Here is a 20,220-nt window from a genome sequence, read left to right as displayed (position 1 = left end):
TGGAATATTACAGGCTTTTTGTTATAGCAGAAACCTGTTAAACTGCTAATCTATTAGAATCTCGGTTTGTAGGTGTTTATAACAGGTACTATATCCTGCTGCTCAAAATAGTATAGGATCTCGTCATACTGTCTGTTATCGCAAGAATGGTATTTACTCTTAGTGATTGTGAAGCCGTTTCTCTGCTCCTCTTCATGTAATACTGATTTAGGAAGTGAAACCCAACCTTTATAAACTAACATTGTAGAATAGAAATATTTGTAGTGTAATTTACGCTTTTTCTCTGGTGTGAATGTTAATTTAATTGCATTGTCATACTGTGCATACTTGCTATTAGTTACACTGTCAAAGGTGATTCTGTTTGTTACAATGCTTCCAAAATCGGAAATGTAGATTAATGTAAGCTTTTCACCTTGCTGAATGTCTGCATTAGTAAATTGATCTTGTATGCCGTCAACTTCTTGTAGTAGTCTGTACATTGCTGCTTTTAGCTCTTCAATGTCTAGTTGTTGTATAATTTCTTTTGTTAACTTTAATTTATTTTTTAACTTATCTTTCATAGCTTCTTTATATTCGTTCCAGTTGTCAGTGCTCCATGTTGTTCTAATGTCTAGCTCATCAATTACACTTGTTGAAATGTCTGCCAGTGTGTCAGCTTGTAACTTATATTCTGTGTTTTCCTCTTGGCTCTGCACTTGCTCAACTGTTACAGATTTTTCAATTTTAGCGTTTGAAGTTAGTCCGACATATCTTGCATAGTCGTATCCCTGACAATCAACAACAAACTGCAATTCATTGTTAAAATAGATTGCTACACCTTTTAAGAACCATTTAACGGATGTTCTAATATAGTCGCTCATATTATAAAAGTCAGTCATTGAGTTAATACGAGTATCTTCTGTATAGCTGCCGCCTGTGTTAGCTAGGAAATCAAAGTCATTTAGTAACATGTTTGAGAAGTTTTCTAATGCTTCTAGGCTGTTAAAATGGATTTCTTTTTCTATTCTTACGTCTTCTAATGAATAAGCACCTTTTTCAACTTCTTCCTTGTACTGATCAAGTGTGCAATTTTTGTTTAGGTCTGCAAACTCTGAACCGATAACAAAATATTGCTCATTTTCTTCTAGCTCTTTAACTTCAATGCTGCTATAGATGTTTTCAACTTGTTTCTTTTCTTCCTCTTGTTGCTTTTTATATTCAGCGTTTCTTATTTCTTGTTGCTTCATGTACTCCTGAAACTCAGCTTCTTTTCTTTCCTCTTCTGCTTGTTCGTGTACTGCTAATTTTGCATCAAAGTCAGCCATATCTTTTTTAACTTCTTCTGTTACTTCTGTTTGTGTGTACTCCCAGCAAATCTCAACCCATCCGTTAAAATTATAACTTCCAGCATAATCAGTATAAGAATCTGCAGCACTATAGCAATGCCTGTAAGCGTCTAATAAATTCACGCAATAAGTTTTAACAGCGTTTAAGTATGTAGAACCTTTTTCAAATGGACTAGATTTAATATCAAAACTGATTCTTCCATAGTAAGGCACTCTTACAGAAAACTTAATGTTAGGGAATCTTTTTCTTACATGTGCTCGGATCTCTTTTGCAATTTCCTTTGCGTCTTGATCTTTAACACTTTGAGAAACTTCTAACCCTTCCCACTGTGTAGCATCCCAAAGGCTTAAAGTTTCCTTCTTAACTTGCTTTTTAACTGCTTTCTCATTAACTAGTGCGGCAATTTCCGTTACATTGTTATTTGTAAGTTTGTCAGCAACTTTGAAAGCTTTCTCGGATTGTTTAGCATACCAGCAAGACTTATAAGAGCTGAATCTATATCCGTGTGACTTAAGATCATTTCTTACTGCAGCTTCTGGCTTTCCATCAAAGTATAACTCGATTCCGTTTAATTCCTCATTGATTTTCATAGCTACTGACATGATAATCTCTCCTTTTAATATTAATTTATTTTTAATTAATGTTCTGTATGTAATGTCCCTTAACTAATTACAATTTTACAGGAAGTTTTACCATTTGTCTAGTTATTTTTCAATTTATTTTCAATTAGTCAAACGTTTTTTGAATATAAAATCCTTCTTTTATATAAAGAAAAACGCTCCTCCTAGGTGAAGGAACGTTGCTGATCTGGTGTTTATAATGGTCTAATGATTACATAGCCTCTATCGTCTGATTCTACTTCACTAATGTCATTCACATACTGCCCATCGTCTAACTTTACAACATTGAACTGAGGCATTTGTTTTAGTTGTTCGATTAACTCATATACTTTCATTATATGAACCTCCTTATCCTTTTACTAAATACCTATAAAGGAAAAAACAGCCGTGAAACTGATCAGTTCCTCCAATTTAATACTGGATCATTTTCATCACAATCATTGTAAAGCTTGCATTGTGCTATATAGTAATCTTCCATTTCTAATATGGCTTCTTCAGATAAATCACGGTCAAGCTTGTCATTATCACCGTGAAAGTTAGCAAAGTGTACTTGTTTTGCTTTTAGTAATTCTTGCCCTAGCGTATATAGACTCATTTTATAATCTCCTTTTAGTTAATTTATTTTTATGTAACCTGTCTCATCAGTGCCAGAAGGTCATCTCTGACAGACTAGGAATATATCCTAGTTTCGACTTGGTGGGTTAAGATCTCTGTTTAATTCTTCAAAGATCATATCTGAAAACTCTTCAATTTCTTGAGCTTCTCTTTCTGCAGTCATTTCAATTTCAACCTCTGCAAATTGCTCAAAAATTTCATCCATTGCAGCCTCGTATCTGTTTACTGAGTTAATTGTAACCTTCATTTTAACTTCCTCCAATTAGGTAATTTATTTTTAATACATTCGTTGCTTTAATCAATTTTTATGTAATTTCTAACTGTCTTAATTATAATCCCTATTCAATCAAATTACAATACTTAATTTCAATTTATTTTTAATATATTAATTAGAATAAAAAACCCTTCCCATTCACTGAGAAGAGTTTTCTTCCATTCCCTCTTTCACCTGCCGCAATGCCTCATGAAATGTTTTTCCTTTGCCTATAAAGCCGCTATTCCCTTTTGATACATGTACCTCTACAAGTTTATCTGTTGCGTATATGGTGTATTTGTAGCCGTCTGTGGTGAATGTTACTGGTGTTCGTTTATTGGTCATTGAGCGTCACTCCTTTATGCCTATACAATTGGCTATAATTGTAACATGTCCTTGTGACGGTTTTGTGAATACTACTATGAAATTGCTGTTTTATCGCCTTATAGACATAAGAAAAACCAGCTTACTAGGCTGGCTCGGTTAGATGTTAAAGTCTTCTGGCAATTCAACTGTAATGCCGTGAATTCTACTGATTTCGCCCTCAATATCCCTTAACTCTGCGACCACATTCATTATTTGTTCCTGTTGTACTTCTTTATTAGTAAACTTATGAGTTTTAGAAAGCTGAGTGATTTCATCAAATTTCTGCTGTTTCAGTTTGTCTAGTTTATTAAGTTTAAGAATGATTCCATATAGATCGACTTGCTTAGTCATTAAGAACACTCCTTTAGATATGTAACTGATTTATTAATTAGATTGTATCACAGGTTAATTTCATCTGTCTACATATATTTCAATTTATTTTTAATATATAAAAACTCCCTTACACAAAGTAAAGGAGCAAAGTAATTCCCTAAAGTAGCCTAAAGGCAATCGAAGAATACTCAGTTTTCAATTCAAAATTACCGACATATGGGAAAACAGACATATCGCTTGGATCTGTTGTATATCCGGTAATCTCTTCATTGTTACCGTTGTATACTTCAATAGCGTTAGTGTCGTCCACTATACAAATAATACCTCCTGTGTCTTGATAATCCCAGTTGATAAGATTAGTCTCAAAGCAGATATTATAAGCATGTACGGCAACTTTCATCTTTTTACCTTTGTGTTGCTTTAAGAAATTAGATAAAGCTTGATATGCAGCGTTTTGAGTTAAATTCATTTAGTATACCTCCTGTGTGGCTGTTTGTTAGAGTATATGATGGAGAGGAAATAAGTATGTTATTGTTTTCGGTTTTAATTTATTTATAATTAATGATCAAAATAAAAAGGCTGCACATTGGCAACCTCTTAGTTTGATTACATCTTTACAACCTCGTATTCAGCTTCATCAAAATTTACAATAGTATAAAGATCTCCATCATCGTCAATTACGTCACAGCCGATTAGCATAGCAAATTCATTTTCGTCATTTGTGTTAACTCTAAAATCTTCTACCTTATATTCTTTACCTACTGTTAGAGAATGAGTATATGTACTTTTAATTTTGATTACCATGAAAAACACTCCTTTATTTTGGTTTTATTTTAATAATATCTCAATTTTCTAGATTGCTACAGGAACTTTGAATAATTCTTTCATTGTCTCCTGAATTTCTTCCTCAGTGATTTCAAACTCTGCAATTGTCTCCTGAATAACTGGCTTAAAATGATCCCATTCGGCTTGTTGGTTTAGCTGCTTTAAGTGCTGAACATATAAATCCTCTAGATCATTAGCTAGAATAAATTCAGTAAGTATCATCATGCGCTGAGTGTTAAGGATTCCGTCAGAATAGTTAGGTTGAGTTTGCATATTATATTTACCTCCGATTAAGTGAGATTGTGGTTTTCGTTTAGTTTAGTTGGTATGTATTAGTATTAATGGTAAATGAGTAGTAGTTCAATTAATTTAATTATAATTGATAGCGGAATAGGTGTAAAGGGAAAAGTTAATTTATTTTTGATGGAAGTGTAACTTTTTTGGATGTGTAGACTTATATATCTATCACCCTTTTCTTAACTTTTCCGCTCTACCCTTTCCCAATCACACCTAATCTAAAACGGCACTCAACTGTCGTATAATAGAATTATTTATATAATATAAAAGGTTAGTACATATGAGTAGCTGATTGTATAGCCTTCCTATATGATAAGTATTGATTCTTAGGTAGTAAATCCTTTAATTCCTCAACAGTGAATAGTATCATAACTGAAGCATCTAATAATAAATGAAACTTAGTAGCATCGTTTATATATTCATCTTCTAATGTTAACTCATATCTTATTTCTGCTTCTATTTTATTCATTCTATATTTATTAGGTTTCTTGAAATTATTTTTACTATTTCCTGATTTAATATTTCTTTCTATAATTTCAATTATCCCTAATTCCTCTAATTTATTTATCGTCCTATTTGCAGTTCTCTCGCTTAATCCTGTTGTCTTTGCCATTTGTTTATATGACATATAGAATACACCATTTTTACTTTCATACCTTTTGCTATGTACTAATAAAGCATAAGCTATTAATTTATCATTCATATTTTTTGCTTTAAGTATATTCAATACATCTGGATATGTAATTATAATTTCTTTGTCTGCAACTGTTAAACCAATATCATTATCAAATATGTAATTATTAACCCTTTTAATATCCTTTATACATTCTTCTATTGGAGTTGTATATGTTTCTTTGTCTTGATTTTTCATCCAATCAATGAGTAACGCTTCGGATTCTTCCTGAGTGTGTCCAAGATATCTATAATAACGGCTTAATAGCATAATACTTTTATGTCTAGTGCCTTTATAAGTTAATCCGTTTTCCTCTAGCTTAATGGCAGCTTCTACTGTTGCATCAGGATCAATGTTAATTTTATAAATATCTAATTCATTATGATTTATGTCAAAGTAATCTTTATTAGATTCAATTTCCATGCCTTTATCTGTTTTAACTGGAATACTTTCTAGAGTTAAATCCTCAATTTCTCCAAGAACATTTTTGATTATACTAATATCAATTTGATTTATTTCTAATAAGTATGTATAGCTTTTAATTGGCTCTAATTTCTTATTGTAATCAACATACCAACATTTATTTGTTTTAGTATTCTTATTGCCAAAGTGAACACCCAAAGGCAGCTTTAAACCTTGTTGAGTTGGTCTGAGTTCTATTTGTCCTTGTTCAGTCTTTTGTAACTCTCCTGATTCAATTACTAGATCAAAAAGCCGTTTCTGAAGTTGAAGGCTTATCATTTCATTAAAATAGATGTCTACATGATAACCCTTGTTCCCACTCGTAGAAATATAGATAAATTCGGACGGAATGCCAATATTGATTAATGTATCTACAACTTTATATGTATACCATTTTGCTAAACTATTATCATGATAATCTACATCAAAACATATAAACTTTGTTAGGAAGTCACCTGAAAAGACTCCTAACGTCTGTATACCTTTTAAATGATTCTTTACGTGAAAATCGTTTAAAGCTACAAATTTACTGCTGCTCTTGTTTATCTGTAAGTAGTTACCCTTTTTATTAAGTATGAGATACTTACCTCTTTTTGTGATAAATAACTGGTTAAATTTACTTACTAATTGCTCTAAAAGCTCATCATCTAATTTATTCATTTTGTATAAATTCCCCTTTAAATTCCCGTGTTAAAATAACTTTTAAATTAATTTATTTTTACTTACTCAGCTTCAGCAAATTGCTTTAAGGCTTTTTGCAATGCTGAATTTTTTAAATATAGTGTGTACAGTCTGCCGCTTTTCGGATTCAATCCTTTGTTTATGTATTTGATTCCTTTGTAACTTAGAAAGCTTGATACTCGTTTAGAATAGCAATAGTAAAAGTCATCGTTTGTTAGTTCTAATTGGTCTAAGTTCACCATTTACTAATTCCCCTTTTAAAATAAATTTTGAAATACTGTTAAAATATAAATTATTATGTAATTTATTTATGATATGTAACTGAAAACAAACTACCCAAACCAGTAACAATATAAATCTATCATGCTTGCACCTCCTTAAAATTGCACAGAAAAATTCCGTACATAATATAGACGAATGAGACAGGTAAATGGTTTCACTTTTTTTGTGAATTAATTTATTTTTAATATAAAACCTTCTACTCTTTATTTTATCTATATTATGCTATTTGGCAAATGGAATTGAGGAAATAAATTAAAGAATCCCTCATTATAAGTATACCAATTTAATAGTGAAATGATTGATATTTTTGTGATTTATTTTTGATTGCTAAATAAAGAAAAAGACTAGCTTATCACTAGTCAATTGTAAATGTATTATTAGATGATTTCCCTTTTGGTTAGGTTAGCAAATGGAGCTTTCTTCAAGTTAATGATATTGCGTTTAGTTAGGTTAATCATTGTTTATATCCTCCTTACGTTGATTTATATAGTTTACAATTTCAATTTAATTGCAATGATTGACTCTGATATTCAAACACTGTTTTCCTGTCCATGTGCTGCATGTTATCATCTTGATCAAAGTAGTAGCTTACAATACGGTCTGTAGGTTGCATGTGTTGTGTGATAAGCTCGTATACTGCATCTGGTATGATTTCCTTGGATAGTTTGAATGCGTGAAATAGTTCGGTTGCTTCTTCTGCTTCAGGTGATAGGTCGAATAGTGTTAGGTCTGTGTGGTTCGGTGAGTTGGTGAGTTGTAGATGGATAGTTTGAGCATGGGTTAAGGTCTCCTTTAGGTTTATTTTAGTGTATGTATTTCTTTATAATGATTAGGTCAGATAGATCAGATAAGCGACTGTTTAAAGCATCCTGTAAGGCTTCTGTTTGTTCAGCTGGTGTTAAGTCTAACTGTGATAGTGTGAGTGTTAAATCGGATGCTATGGCTTGTTGAGTTGATTGTGGTAACTGTGATATGTATTGTGATTTCATGTTGGACGGACTCCTTTTTGATAATTTATTTTTATATGGAAGTGAAGAAAAACTATCTCCACTTCCTATTTAACTAATCCAATAAAAATTCATTTTGTTAGATGAATATTGAAAACCTAGTGATTCTAATACTTCCGTTTCCTTATCTTTATTTGTCAATACTTCTCCTGTTGTAGTTGTAACTTGTACATTGTATCGTCCATCGGTTTCACTTAACCAAAGCCATTCTCTATCTTTTCTAACTTTAAATCCATGTTCCTTACATTCTTTTATCTTATCTTCTATGCTAATTGTCGGCTTTGCTGCTACCTTTTCCTGCTTCATTTGATCATATGCTTTTACAATTTGATCTATCTCGAATCTTGTTAATGTGACTTCTCCATTGTTCGTCTTAATTGTTAAATGATTATATTCGTTTAATTCAAGTTGAATTCTGTTTAAATTCTTTTTCATGTTTATCAACTCCTTATTTTGCTGATACATGTGTAGTTTTAATTATCCTTATTATAATCTATTCAATTGTTTTTGGTTGCTATTTAAGCTAATTCAAACTCTTCAATATTGTATGTGTTCTGCACTGTTGTCCTGGAGTATTCCGAGTATCTTGTATCTGCTAATTCTTTTAGCTTAATAAATGAATCATAATTTCCACTGCTGATATCAGATATAGTGTAGGTATCGCCTGTGGTAAGTTGCTTCTTAATATAATCCTCTCCGATATACTTTACCTGCTTGCCTATTAAACTTTGACTAGACTTATAGCTATCTAGTGCAATACTTTTAAGTTGCTGTGATTTAGTTAAGTTAGGATTTAATTTAATCATGCTGCATCCTCCTCCTTAATTTGTAATACCTCTTGATAATGTCTCCAAGGTTTAATTGATCCACTTGTAGGCGAATCATGCAAGATACTTGTTAATGTGTAGTCTGCTGCATCATACCAGATAGTAATGTTCTCTTGCTCATTGTGGAAGATCCATCCTCCAAACTGTTCTCCGTGATTAACTGCTAATTGTAAGTGAGTGAATTCGATTTTCTTCATTTTAATATTCCTCCTAATATGGCAATTTATTTTTAATTAATTGGTGAGTAAATGCGTTGAGTATGTAAGCTTGTTGCTCTCTTTAACTTAACTAAATTGTATCATAGATTAGGTTGTTTGTATACCGTTTTGTTAATTTATTTCTAATATATAAATAATTATATTATACAGTTTGTGTGTGCTGCTTGCCTTCCGTTGGTTAGTGTACAGTATGATAAATTGAGAGTGTATAGGATTGGTTGTGTTGATTGATAAGGAGCAAAGTATAGGTAAGGTTAGCTAGTGAGTGCATGGTTGGTGTAGGTTGATTGTGTGCGTGTAAGTGAGTGTGATTGATTAGGTGATAGTAGCGTTAGGTGATCCATTGATTAAGTTTGCTGATATGAGTTGAGTAGTAATAGTTATCAACATTGTGTGGATTATAATGTGAGTAAGTAGTGAAATAAATTAGTACCTAGTCATAATATAATTAGTAGTAGGTTATACTAGTAGATGACATATGTAGATTATGAATAGTGTGTATAGTGTGCTGGAATGCTGATATATAAAGAATTGTGAGTGATTAAGGGTAGAGTTGAATATGCAGAATGGATAATAGTGTGAGTTGAGTAGGTATAAATATAGTACCAGATACTAATAGTTGAATATAAAAAGTGTTGCAGCCAGTCGGTTATGTTATAGCTTCGATTGCAATAAGTAAACACAAATCGTACAACAGTTTACACAACTTAATTGTAAAATTTTTTACATTTTATACAACTTGCCTGATCAATAGCTTAAACATAAATATTTCATGATAAAAGCAAAGTTTTATATTATAGGATAAATTACGGCTGATTGTATGTAGGTTTGAGCTGCTGGTTATATGGTAGCAAAACAGGATAAAATAAGGATATATGGAAATAATTGTATTAACTTACCCCTAATGTATATTAGAGGAAAGTTTCAGAAAGCTTGATTTGATGCGGTTTTTGGTAGGCTTAGGTGGACTAGATGGAAAATGAGTAATAAATGGAAGAATATAGGGGGCTATATTTACATTTAATACCAGTTATAAATATGGAAATAAATCCCTAGCACTTCCATTTCCACCGCACAGTTATTTTTCCATTTTCCCATTCAAATTTTCACACTCAACTGTACAATTATCCAAACTTTTCCATCTTCGCTCCATTTTCACCTAAATTGCTATCGTCCTGCAATCGTAAAAGGACGAATGCATCATGCATCAAATCAACGTTTTCGTTTTTACCTTAATTCTCTAATTTGCGCATTTTCCTCTAAAATAACCCTCAAACCCTTGGTACACAAGGCTTGAACGATAACATTGTCATATCTACTCTCTCTAAACGCTAGAAACCCTTTTAAATCAATACTTTCAATCAACTGAACATTAAAAAACGATAACATCATTTTCCATGTTATCGTCTAATTTTTATATGAATATGTACAAAACAGGCTTACGATTAACAAAAATATGTATAAATTTTACAGATTAAACTATTTCAACTTTATAATTTAACATCGCTTCATACAATTTATTTGGAATTAAATCTTTATACTCATAAGCTTTATCTCTAAACAGTAAATTCTTATATTTTACATAAGCATTCGCTGCTTCTTCATGAGTCTTGAAAGATCCTATGAATTTATCTTTCGTTCTAGCGGTGTATTTGTATTCTAACCTTTTAGGGTTATAGTAAACACAGGTATATAGTTTCCTCTTTTCATCATGAACCTTGATAAACAGGCTATTTATAGCTGCAGGAACAAAGATACAAGTATCTGGACTATAAATCTTATTCCCCTTAACTAAAATATCTTTATCCAAGTGCATCATATGACCGTCAATAGAATAATAATTTTCATCATACCAATCTCCAAAATTTTGGTAGTTATGCCATACTTCCGCAACTGCACAGTCAGCATAGATGGGGGATCTTTTATGAAATTCCTTGTCGTAGCATCTCCTCATCATACCGTGCCAAGTTTTATACTTGTGTGACATTTTGTGATTTTCACTTGATATATGTTGACCGACTCCATAATATCCTACTCCGTACACCGTTTTATCGCTCGGGTCTAATAATGACCCTTTGCTAAATGAACTATATGCGCACCTTACAACATTCCCTGAATCAGTAAACTTAACTAATATATCTTTATTATTAGTATATTTGACAATTTCCATAGGCGATCCATTTTTATTTACTTTCTTCTCTCCTGTTCTATCTAGTTTCTTCATTCAATCTCTCCTTCAATTTATTTTCAACATCAGACTTAATCTAATTCCGAATAATATAGGTTTCTGTACTACATATAATATATACATACACTTTCTACTTTTATTTATTAATTTAATTATGTAATATTCAATTGTTTCTATATTATATTTAGTCCAGATTCCTATATTATTCAATTTCATATAAATAACTCACTCAGCTCTTCCCTGTTTTCCTTGATCTTCTCATATTCTTTTACACTAATTACCTTCATTCTACTAACCTTACACTTTTGCTCACTGAAGCTAGTCCAATCACAAGTCACATATGTATTAGCCTTTTTCTCGTCATTGCTCAATGCCAAGCAAAAGTAATCCTGATTGTGCTGACATTTAATCATTTCATATTCTCTAAGTGAGCCAAGATATTCACACATTGTGCTTCTAGCAATCTTCACCTCACTAGCTAAATCATCCAAACTTACATCATATCCTCCAGAAAACTTCTGATTCTGCATCTGCAAATAACTCCACAAGTAGAAGCCAGTACATCCTAACTCCTTTTTACTCATACAGAACATAAACACTTCAAATGGAACAAGGTGAGTGTTGTCTACTTCAAAGAATGTCCCATCTTCATAGTTATCTTCTTCCGACTCTTTGCTTCTGTAAAATGCTTTAACCGGATATTTGACTGTATACTTCCTACTATGTTGCTGCTTAATCATTTTCTGTACATCTTCTTCAAAGTCACTAAGTAAATCAAAATTTAAAATCTTATCCTCATATGTCCACAATATAGGGAAATTCTTTGTTGTTTCTGTATACCCTAAAGTATCAAGCAAACCATTCTTCTTAATTATGTAATCAATCTCTGGATATGTTGGACTGTATCCTAATATTTGTTTGATAACTTTATTGTCTAGTCCATTAATAACTCCATACTTCGCATATCTGTATAGCCAACTGACTAAGCAATAATAGGAATAAGCAAGTGGAATGTGCTTATTTTTAATCCCACTCGCCTGTAAATCTTCGAATATTTCATTGGGCAAGAATAACTTAGATTCTTTCTCGTTGTAAATCAATTTATTTCTAATATTATCTGACACTCAAATCAACTTCCTCCTCCATAAGCATATCCAATAAAAATGTGTTCCGTCTACCAGCAGAATCAGTCCTAACGGCATGTCTTAAAGCTCTACCCTCACAAACTACTACACATCCTTTACTTGCCCTTGTGAGTCCCGTATACACGAATTGTCTGTTGAGCAAAGTATAAGCGCTATAATCAAATACAAATAGTGTATATGGAATTGTTGAACCCTGTGAACGGTGACAAGTAATTGCATAAGCTAATTCAATTTGGTCAATCTGCTCTTTCATGTAGCAAATAACTTCATCAATTCCCTCAAACTTGATATATAACTTATCCTTTTCCTTATCATTTCTTGCTTTCTCTAAATCTACAATCTTACCAATGGTTCCATTGAACACACTTATGTCAAAGTTTTCACCAGCTTCATAATTGTTTCCACTTTGAATTACTCTGTCACCTTCCCTGTACTCATATGCTCCACGCTTAACAGAAGGCTTATTCAAATCATTAAATATTGCTTGAATTTCATTATTAAGTGTCTTTACAGATATATCGCCTCTAGCCTTTAGTGCAGTAATGACTTGAAAATCATCTATGTTCTTATTCAAAAAGGTTCTGCAGACATCTAGAGTTAACTCTTTTATGGCTTGCTTATCTGCTAATGGAAACAAAACAAAATCCTTTAACTCTCCATACACTTGTTTACCTAAAGTTGAAGTATCAACAATTTGTCTGCCCTCACGGATCTCATTTGCTGAAGACAATATTCCTGATTTAGCAGCTTGTCTGTGAACCTGTGTTAATTCTTTCTGTGGGAATACTTCCGATTTAAGTAAATCACTAAATACAGCTCCGGCTCCAATGGCTTCAAGTTGTCCACCATCGCCCACAATAATTAACTTCATACCTTCCTCAATTGCACAAATAATTGAATACATTAAATACACATTGCTCATACTTGCTTCATCAATAACCACTACATGATAAGGCAATTTCTCTTTCTCGTTATGTTTAAATCCTAACTTCGGATCAAACCCTAGCAATCTATGTATTGTAAAAGCATTTAACCCTAATGAGGACATTATCTTACTTGCCTTACCAGACAATGCACAGCAAGCATGTTTATAATTATTGTGTACACTCAATATAGCTTTCAAGACACTTGTTTTCCCTACTCCACCTTTACCGTTCAAAATAAAGACATTGTTTTCAACTGCCATCTGAATAGCTTCTCGCTGTTCATCTGAGTATATAATTCCTGCTAACTTCTCAGCTTCAGCTATCTTCTTCTCGACATCTTTAATATGCAATTTAGATTTAGCATTATGTAACCTGTATAAACGTTTCTTTATTTCTCGTTCATAGAAATAGTTCTTATATAAAGCTACTCTGTTTTCATCTAAGTAGAATTGTTTATTATTTGCTAATCCATTTACCACCGAATTAACAACATCCTCGCCAACCTGTAATAATTCAATTAATTTATTATGTAATGCTGAACGGCTAATCCATGTGTTTCCGTTAGATTCTTCTGATGCTAATACAAAATTAATGGCTGCAATAATCCGGTTAGGATTTTCTTTGTCATCTCCCCTGTTCAATGCATAAGCATCAACCTTTAAGAAACCAAACCCTTTAACCTCGCATAAAGAGTAGATATTCGCTTGCACTCTCTTTACTACAACTTCTGGTGTACCAAAGTGCTCAACTAACTTTTTCATTGATGCAAATGTAATATTTAGATCCTTCAACTCAACAAGTGATTCTTGAATATCCAAGTTGTCCAGTAAGTATCCTTTGATCTTCTTATAATTTTTCTCACCAATATTCTTTACTCCATTGTAATCAAACGTACCGTCTTTCATCATATCAAGTATTAAATGATTAGGGTATTTTTCAAGAATGGCACTTGACTGTTTCTCTGTAAGCATGATTCTTATGTATTCCTGCTGCTCGCTAATTGATGTAGGCTTTTGGTACGTAACATGAACAATAGAATAGCCATCTCCATACTTTGGATGAGTGGAGGGGCGTATTTTTATATCGTATTCCTTATCAACAAACAATTCAGGCATGTTTCCATTAACAACAAAGTTATTATAATCATTCAGTTTCACTAAATCCTTATTTGTGACTGGCTTTAAAGCAAATACTCCCCAAGATGATTCACTATTGTAAAACATTTTCCTATCAACTTTAACCTTCAATTCAATATCTTCGCTCATATAGCCTCTCCTTATATCAATTTATTTTTAATACTAAGCAAATAACCGTACCACTTTTCATACATATGTATTGGTATTCCTTGCACTTCTCGCTCCATTTTACTTACATAAGTCTTACAAATGCCTAAAAACTCTGCAATTTCCTTTGCTTTTATGTCTAATTCAATGCGTTTTATCTTCAGTTGCTTCCCTGTTAGCACACTCCGTCCTCCTTTCAATAAGTTGATAGTTTAATATTAATTTATTTATGACTAATAATCAAGTGACGTATTGTAAATAAATTGATAAAATAAAGAAAAAACAGCGCAATTTAATGCACTGTCGCAAATTTATAGCTAAAAACTTCTCCTGTTTCTATATTAATCTTAATTATTTTATCTTCCTCAACCTTATAATACACATTATCAACATCCCAATCCATTTCCCAAGTTTCCTTAATCTTATTAACATTTATTTTCATTTAATGATCCCTCCATTTTGATAATTCATTTTCTTCAGCTACGACTACATAACCTTTCCCTTGCTTTTCTAACCAACCTTCTTCCACTAATTCCTTTATTAAATCAGTCACATCGTTCATTCTAATTTTCATTTGCTCCCTCAACACACCTAGCTTAGTTTCGCCTGTATTAGCAATTATTTTCTTTAACTTTTCAATAGGTTTTTCCTCTTCAACAATGTCTACAGGTACTTGTTTTTTCGCATCTTTAAAATGTTCTAGCAAATTACCGTAAATCAATTCCTCCTCATTTTCGTCAAGAGTGATAACTGGTGACTGGAAACGTTCAAACTCCTTAATCTGACCTTCTAATTTAGCCACTCCATCTCCTTTGCCTAGTAGATTAAACGGAACACCGCCACCGAAAACTGTTTTATAATCAGACGATGTTTTCAATCTAAAGCTAATGGCAGATGGTAAATTGCTTTTCAATACAGAAGTTACAATTGTACTCAAAGGTTTCTGTGTTGCTAATACGACATGTATTCCGGCAGCACGAGATTTTTGACTTAATCGTACCACATGATCTTCTACATCTTTATTTTGCATCATTAAATCAGCATATTCATCAATCACGGTTACTATATACGGCATTTTTACATTGGACTTACGGTTATACTGCTGAATATTCTTAACTTTAAGCCTAGTAAACTCCTTATACCTCATTTCCATTTCTACACAAAGGGACTCAACCATAGATACTGCTTCTTCTGGATCTGTAATCACATTACTCACTTGCGGAAAGTCTTTGTACTGTTCAAATTCAACTTGCTTTGGGTCAATAAGGATGACATTTAGTAATTCAGGGTCAACACTTAACAACAATACAATAATTAAGATGTTTAGGAATACTGATTTCCCTGAACCTGTTGCTCCTGCAATAAGAAGATGCTTTAAGTCAGCCAAACAAGCAAGCTCAATCTCACCAGATGTTTTCTCACCTAATATTATCGGCAACTCTGACTTAGAAAGATGATTTTTGAATACATCAGATTGTAAAATATCCTTCAGCCAAATAATATCTCTGTTAATCCTTGGCATATAAAGGTTAAAAGTATTTGGCTGATCTCCAATTTCAATACTAACACTTTCATCTCCCATTGCAGCTTGTAGGTTTGTTAAATTTTTCTGTATATTGGAGTAATTAACGTTTTCCGGTATCTCGATTTGAAACCTATTCAATGTTGCCCCTTGGAATGATGACAGTATCTTGATATCTGTATCTGTGATCTTGACTCGTTTGAATGCTGATTGAAGGCTTACAATAGTATCCTCGGTTATTTTCTCTTCTTTTCTTGGATATGAAGGTAGGAAGTCTATTGCTCTATTCAGTAATTCGTTTGTATTGGCAGAAACAGGCGATTCGTTAAGCTTCATGGTTTCAACTGGTACTGTAATACTTTCTACATTTGATAAGATCGAGCAAACTTCTTGTTCAGAAAATATTTGCTTCATCGTAGGTTGAAATGTCATATCTTGAATATGCTTTGAAATTGATTCTTCTGCTGTTACTAATTCCAATGAATTAAACATATCCGTTTTGGATAATTTATTTGTTATGAATCTTTCTAATTCTGTCTCCGAACCATCTAAAAGCACAATTCTAATTTCCATTTGATAGCCATTTTGAAGTATTTTTTGTTCAATTTCTTCAAACTGCTGCCTTTTGAATTCTGTGTTGCTGATTTTTCCTAATGCTCCCACTAATTTAGACTGTATTTTGTCTAAAACTTTTACTCCAATAGGAGAATCAATACCATTCAAATAATTTTCATATCTAACTATTGCCTCTTCTCTCCAGTTCGATGATTTTGTTATTAGTATTTGAGTAAATGTATCGCATTGTGTTTCCTCTAGTACATTTAATATATCAACTGTGACACCAGTGAAGAGCGGAAGATAATAATGCTTACTTAGAGATAATTGATATATTTTCCCTTCAAGGATATATTCTTCAACACTCCTATCGGTTGTTTGAAAATCAAATTTTTCCAATGAAGGGGTTGTGAGTGTCAGATGGGATTCCCCTTCATTGGTTAACTGTTCAATTGCAAATGTACCTTCTGATGCAAATCGTGATTTAATAATCCTTTCTAACAGGCTGGAGTCAAACTGATCAATCGAATAGGTTGTATTCTTATAGGTGATTTTATTCTCTTTCTGCAATAGCCAATTAAGCAACTTTTCCCCTCCTATTTACCCTTAATTAAATCGTCCACAAATCGTTTACCATGCTTTGCTCTCAAAACGTTACGCTGCAAATTCAACCCTTTTTGTTTTCTGTAATAATTCAATGGTGCAAATTTTTTAAAAGTAACAGTATCATATACTCCTTTGAAAGTTTTAGTGTATGCATCAAATATACCTGCAGTGTCCTCACCTCTGCTATAAGCTTTAACAAACTGAGGAGGATTTGCAATGCGGTATAAGCCCCCTAGTATGATTAGAATTTTATACACCCACATATCTGCAGAGATGAATCTCGCACTGTAAAGAAATACCCCCATTAATGTGATAAATGTTGCAAATACTAATTGAACCATTGATAATCGTTTGATTGTATTCCACCATTGAGAATGTAAATGTCTGTGTCGGTCAAATATCCATGCTGTGAAAGCTAAAGGACTAACTGCAGATAAAGTAAATAAATCCCACCAACGTCTGCCTGATTGCAAAAGAATAGGAATGAGTAAACCTAAAGCTACAAAGTCAAACAAAAGCATCCCTAGAACATCTACCCCACTTAGGCTTACTATTTCTTTTAAAGAGCTGCCACTTAGAATATCTCCTCCAATTTTGGAGATACCTCTTGTTAATTTATTTATCATCTTAAAGCAAAATTCAAACAGGAATGGAGCAAATCCAGCAACACCTACTGCAATAGGCAACCTCTTTATAATATCTGTAAATTTTGTATATTGTTGTTTTGTGACTTTGCTGCCCATTTGCACAAGAGATTCAAAGATTGTAAGTAAAATGATAATAGTAATTGAAATGATCGAAAATATCTGTGTCGTGCTGATGGTGAAACTATTGTTAAATATAAAACTTGGAGTCTGTAATCCTACTACCATTAACATTTCAAAAACAAATGCAAAAATGTCAATTGAAAATTCATAGATGTGAGTCTTAATGTCCTTTAGCCATTCAATAGCTGCAGATATGTTCTTAATAATCTCTCCTAAGCCTAGTAAGGTAGTTTCTTCATTACCTGAATAATCATGAGTTAGAATGCCTTTCTTGCGAGTGATTGTATCCCATGTTGATGCACTAGCAAATGATGATCCTAAGAATGCTGAAGAAAAAACGGTTACTGGTGCTACTTTAAATATTGGTTTATTTAGAATGGATTTAAGAATTGAATGAAATTGCTTCCTAAAATCGTTGTCACGATGTAGTAGAGAAGGAATACGAGAGGTGTGCTGATAAGTATTTGGATGAAACCTTTGATTATTAGATTGTTCCACTCTATACCTTCTTTTTTCTTCTTGAATTGAATCATTACACCTGCTGCGATTAGAAGTAAGATGGTTAGAAGTAGCGAGCCTCCCATTGCTAATTTTATTAATTCCATTAATGGCTCTGTTAGCTCTGCTGGTAACCCCATGTTGATTGCTTGTTGAGTTGTGTTTGTTGTAACTGTAGTTGCTGCCATTGATCTTGATGATAATGTCAGGAAACTGATTGATGTTGCTATGAAACTCTTTGCTATTTTGCCGTATTTCTTCGCTTCTTTTTGCGTTAGCTGTTTCACCTCCTTTAAGATTCGGTCTGTAAAATTTTCGTTTACCTTAAAACTAGAAAGGTGATAATTAAGATAACTCTTTGGATTTTTCACGCAGAAGTTGACCGATATCGTCATTTTTATCACCTTTCTTTTTAGTTTTTGGGTTGAATTCATGTAAAAATTTCAACATTTCTGAACCAGCAATTCCTGCACCACAAACGGCTGCTATTTTAATTGCACTACCAATGATAAATAGTGAAGTAATCATGATGTCTCACTCCTTGATGTTTTTATACTTTATTGTATTCATAGGATATTCGCCTAGAAAATTGTCCTATTCCATATATAGAATTATTTTTTCAAAACTGGAATCCGGTGCAATAACCAAGTTAACGGAGGGCAATCAAGAGAAATCCATATTCTTAAAAAATGATCAAGTGTTGGTTGATTTCTATTTTTTACATAGTTGTTAATGTTACTTGGCACAATACCTGTCATTTCAGAAAGCTCTCTTTGACTAATGTTCTTTTGCTTTAATAATTCATCTAGTTTGTTTTGCAATTGGGAGTCTTCGTTTAGCTCATTGATATTGGACAAGTCGTGTATTGATTTAATCTGATCAATATAGAAAATCACACAGCCTGCTACAAAATCCTCTGCAGTAATTTCTTCTAGCTCTATAGGATTATATAAAGCATATCTAGTTCTCCTGTATTTGAGTATGTCTTCAATTTCTTCCATGATTTCCTCTTTTAGATATAGGTTTACCTTTTTATAAGTCATAGTATAAATCTCCTCTACAAAGGACATGATATTACCATTATTACTACTGGAGGAACTTAAAAATGACTAAACGTAATGATGGAGATCGTCTTATTGATGAAATTTGTGATAGTTCAAATAGAAATAAATAAATTAACTCAGGGGTGATTTGCTTGAAACACTGGTGGGTCGAAGAAAAGCAGTCTTGGGAGATTGAATTCGATAAGTTGCAGTATATAGACTTTGAACGTTTAAATATTGAAAAAGATAAATTGTACAATATTCTTCAGCAACTGTATGATTGGAGAATAATCAGATAATATTAGGAAGTTTATAAAATTGGCTTTCAGGTCGATGAGCTGATTTCCGATTAAATCCATATGTTGCTGAAAGTAATCCATAAAGTTAATCTTTGTTTCGGCTACCTGTTGCAAAATTTCACCTTTGCTATTCATGTTCTGAATATCGGATACATAAGGAGAAGGGTCAATGAATTGTCCGTTCTCCTTTAATCCGAAGTGAAGATGGTAGCCGCCATTAGCCCCTTGTACAAAGCCACTGTTGCCACTGTAACCAATCAAGTCTCCTGCACTAATCCTTTGCCCTTCCGTGACTGCAAAGTCACTTAGATGACCGTATACAGCCGTCTTACCGTCTTCCCATTCAACTAGGACAGTTTTGCCAGCGTTTGTACTGCCATAGTCTCTTATGTGACAAATACCATCTCTAATTGATTTAAGTGGAGTTCCATTCGGCATTGAAAAATCGATACCTTTATGACTGGAAGAACGAAAGCCTTCTTGCTGCAGAAACTTAGATGTTATTTTATACATGACTAACTCTCCTTATTTTTGTAGAAAATTAAATTTATAGTTTTGTTACCGAAAAATTAGAAAGTGTATTTTTATAATTATCATATCTGG

General features: G+C 32.7%; 24 protein-coding genes and 1 other RNA gene. All 25 read right to left on the bottom strand.

What is annotated here, in order from left to right:
- Nucleotides 1–53 precede the first annotated feature (53 nt).
- The 25 genes from B7E07_RS09330 to B7E07_RS09215 all read right to left on the bottom strand — a co-directional run bounded on the left by B7E07_RS09330 (nucleotide 54) and on the right by B7E07_RS09215 (nucleotide 20,130).
- A complete protein-coding gene (locus tag B7E07_RS09330; protein WP_080845604.1) occupies nucleotides 54–1,928 on the bottom strand; it encodes an LPD29 domain-containing protein in 1,875 nt (624 codons plus the stop codon).
- 212 nt (nucleotides 1,929–2,140) lie between these two features.
- Nucleotides 2,141–2,281, bottom strand: coding sequence for a hypothetical protein (locus tag B7E07_RS23625; protein ID WP_176215143.1), 141 nt, complete (start codon nucleotides 2,279–2,281; stop codon nucleotides 2,141–2,143).
- 62 nt (nucleotides 2,282–2,343) lie between these two features.
- Nucleotides 2,344–2,541, bottom strand: a complete 198-nt coding sequence (locus B7E07_RS09325) for a hypothetical protein (RefSeq protein WP_080845603.1) — start codon at nucleotides 2,539–2,541, stop codon at nucleotides 2,344–2,346.
- 32 nt (nucleotides 2,542–2,573) lie between these two features.
- An RNA gene (locus B7E07_RS09320) (hammerhead ribozyme type II) lies at nucleotides 2,574–2,640 on the bottom strand.
- Entirely contained in the window at nucleotides 2,629–2,808 is a 180-nt protein-coding gene (locus B7E07_RS09315; protein ID WP_080845602.1) for a hypothetical protein, read from the bottom strand. Before B7E07_RS09315 ends, B7E07_RS09320 begins: the two co-directional genes overlap by 12 nt.
- A 165-nt stretch (nucleotides 2,809–2,973) precedes the next feature.
- Nucleotides 2,974–3,159: a hypothetical protein gene (locus B7E07_RS09310; RefSeq protein ID WP_080845601.1), complete on the bottom strand. Its 186-nt coding sequence runs from the start codon at nucleotides 3,157–3,159 to the stop codon at nucleotides 2,974–2,976.
- A 138-nt stretch (nucleotides 3,160–3,297) separates the two neighbouring features.
- Nucleotides 3,298–3,531, bottom strand: coding sequence for a hypothetical protein (locus B7E07_RS09305; RefSeq protein WP_080845600.1), 234 nt, complete (start codon nucleotides 3,529–3,531; stop codon nucleotides 3,298–3,300).
- Between the two features lie 139 nt (nucleotides 3,532–3,670).
- Nucleotides 3,671–3,982, bottom strand: a complete 312-nt coding sequence (locus tag B7E07_RS09300; RefSeq protein ID WP_080845599.1) for a hypothetical protein — start codon at nucleotides 3,980–3,982, stop codon at nucleotides 3,671–3,673.
- 137 nt (nucleotides 3,983–4,119) lie between these two features.
- On the bottom strand, nucleotides 4,120–4,317 hold the full coding sequence (locus tag B7E07_RS09295; protein WP_080845598.1) for a hypothetical protein: 198 nt from the start codon (nucleotides 4,315–4,317) through the stop codon (nucleotides 4,120–4,122).
- Between the two features lie 48 nt (nucleotides 4,318–4,365).
- Entirely contained in the window at nucleotides 4,366–4,611 is a 246-nt protein-coding gene (locus B7E07_RS09290; protein ID WP_080845597.1) for a hypothetical protein, read from the bottom strand.
- Nucleotides 4,612–4,906: 295 nt separating this feature from the next.
- Nucleotides 4,907–6,430 (bottom strand): TOTE conflict system archaeo-eukaryotic primase domain-containing protein, encoded by a 1,524-nt coding sequence (locus B7E07_RS09285; protein ID WP_080845596.1) that lies wholly within the window; start codon nucleotides 6,428–6,430, stop codon nucleotides 4,907–4,909.
- Nucleotides 6,431–6,492: 62 nt separating this feature from the next.
- Nucleotides 6,493–6,693 (bottom strand): hypothetical protein, encoded by a 201-nt coding sequence (locus tag B7E07_RS09280; protein ID WP_080845595.1) that lies wholly within the window; start codon nucleotides 6,691–6,693, stop codon nucleotides 6,493–6,495.
- A 1,098-nt stretch (nucleotides 6,694–7,791) separates the two neighbouring features.
- Nucleotides 7,792–8,175: a hypothetical protein gene (locus B7E07_RS09270; RefSeq protein WP_080845593.1), complete on the bottom strand. Its 384-nt coding sequence runs from the start codon at nucleotides 8,173–8,175 to the stop codon at nucleotides 7,792–7,794.
- An 83-nt stretch (nucleotides 8,176–8,258) separates the two neighbouring features.
- Nucleotides 8,259–8,546 carry a hypothetical protein gene (locus B7E07_RS09265; RefSeq protein ID WP_080845592.1) on the bottom strand — a complete coding sequence of 96 codons (288 nt, stop codon included), beginning with the start codon at nucleotides 8,544–8,546 and terminating at the stop codon, nucleotides 8,259–8,261.
- Nucleotides 8,543–8,764, bottom strand: coding sequence for a hypothetical protein (locus tag B7E07_RS09260; protein WP_080845591.1), 222 nt, complete (start codon nucleotides 8,762–8,764; stop codon nucleotides 8,543–8,545). The genes B7E07_RS09265 and B7E07_RS09260 overlap by 4 nt, the downstream gene beginning before the upstream one ends.
- 1,495 nt (nucleotides 8,765–10,259) lie before the next feature.
- A complete protein-coding gene (locus B7E07_RS09255; protein WP_080845590.1) occupies nucleotides 10,260–11,009 on the bottom strand; it encodes a hypothetical protein in 750 nt (249 codons plus the stop codon).
- Between the two features lie 176 nt (nucleotides 11,010–11,185).
- Nucleotides 11,186–12,097, bottom strand: a complete 912-nt coding sequence (locus tag B7E07_RS09250; protein WP_080845589.1) for a hypothetical protein — start codon at nucleotides 12,095–12,097, stop codon at nucleotides 11,186–11,188.
- A complete protein-coding gene (locus tag B7E07_RS09245; RefSeq protein WP_080845588.1) occupies nucleotides 12,087–14,309 on the bottom strand; it encodes an AAA family ATPase in 2,223 nt (740 codons plus the stop codon). Before B7E07_RS09245 ends, B7E07_RS09250 begins: the two co-directional genes overlap by 11 nt.
- 11 nt (nucleotides 14,310–14,320) lie before the next feature.
- A complete protein-coding gene (locus B7E07_RS09240) occupies nucleotides 14,321–14,509 on the bottom strand; it encodes a helix-turn-helix domain-containing protein (protein WP_080845587.1) in 189 nt (62 codons plus the stop codon).
- 110 nt (nucleotides 14,510–14,619) lie between these two features.
- The gene (locus tag B7E07_RS23620) at nucleotides 14,620–14,769 is read right to left on the bottom strand and encodes a hypothetical protein (protein ID WP_176215142.1); all 150 of its coding nucleotides are present in this window, start codon (nucleotides 14,767–14,769) and stop codon (nucleotides 14,620–14,622) included.
- A complete protein-coding gene (locus B7E07_RS09235) occupies nucleotides 14,770–16,989 on the bottom strand; it encodes an FtsK/SpoIIIE domain-containing protein (RefSeq protein ID WP_080845586.1) in 2,220 nt (739 codons plus the stop codon).
- An 11-nt stretch (nucleotides 16,990–17,000) separates the two neighbouring features.
- Nucleotides 17,001–18,275 (bottom strand): hypothetical protein, encoded by a 1,275-nt coding sequence (locus B7E07_RS09230; protein ID WP_080845585.1) that lies wholly within the window; start codon nucleotides 18,273–18,275, stop codon nucleotides 17,001–17,003.
- Nucleotides 18,276–18,620: 345 nt separating this feature from the next.
- Entirely contained in the window at nucleotides 18,621–18,803 is a 183-nt protein-coding gene (locus B7E07_RS09225; protein WP_080845584.1) for a DUF7394 family protein, read from the bottom strand.
- A gap of 83 nt (nucleotides 18,804–18,886) precedes the next feature.
- On the bottom strand, nucleotides 18,887–19,318 hold the full coding sequence (locus tag B7E07_RS09220; RefSeq protein WP_176215141.1) for a helix-turn-helix domain-containing protein: 432 nt from the start codon (nucleotides 19,316–19,318) through the stop codon (nucleotides 18,887–18,889).
- A 230-nt stretch (nucleotides 19,319–19,548) separates the two neighbouring features.
- Entirely contained in the window at nucleotides 19,549–20,130 is a 582-nt protein-coding gene (locus B7E07_RS09215) for a M23 family metallopeptidase (RefSeq protein ID WP_080845582.1), read from the bottom strand.
- Between the last annotated feature and the right edge of the window lie 90 nt (nucleotides 20,131–20,220).

Origin of the sequence: Cytobacillus gottheilii (assembly GCF_900166665.1) — a bacterium.
Lineage (GTDB): Bacteria > Bacillota > Bacilli > Bacillales > Cytobacillaceae > Cytobacillus > Cytobacillus gottheilii_A.
Note: the sequence above shows the minus strand (reverse complement) of the source record. Positions and strands in the feature narration are given on the sequence as shown.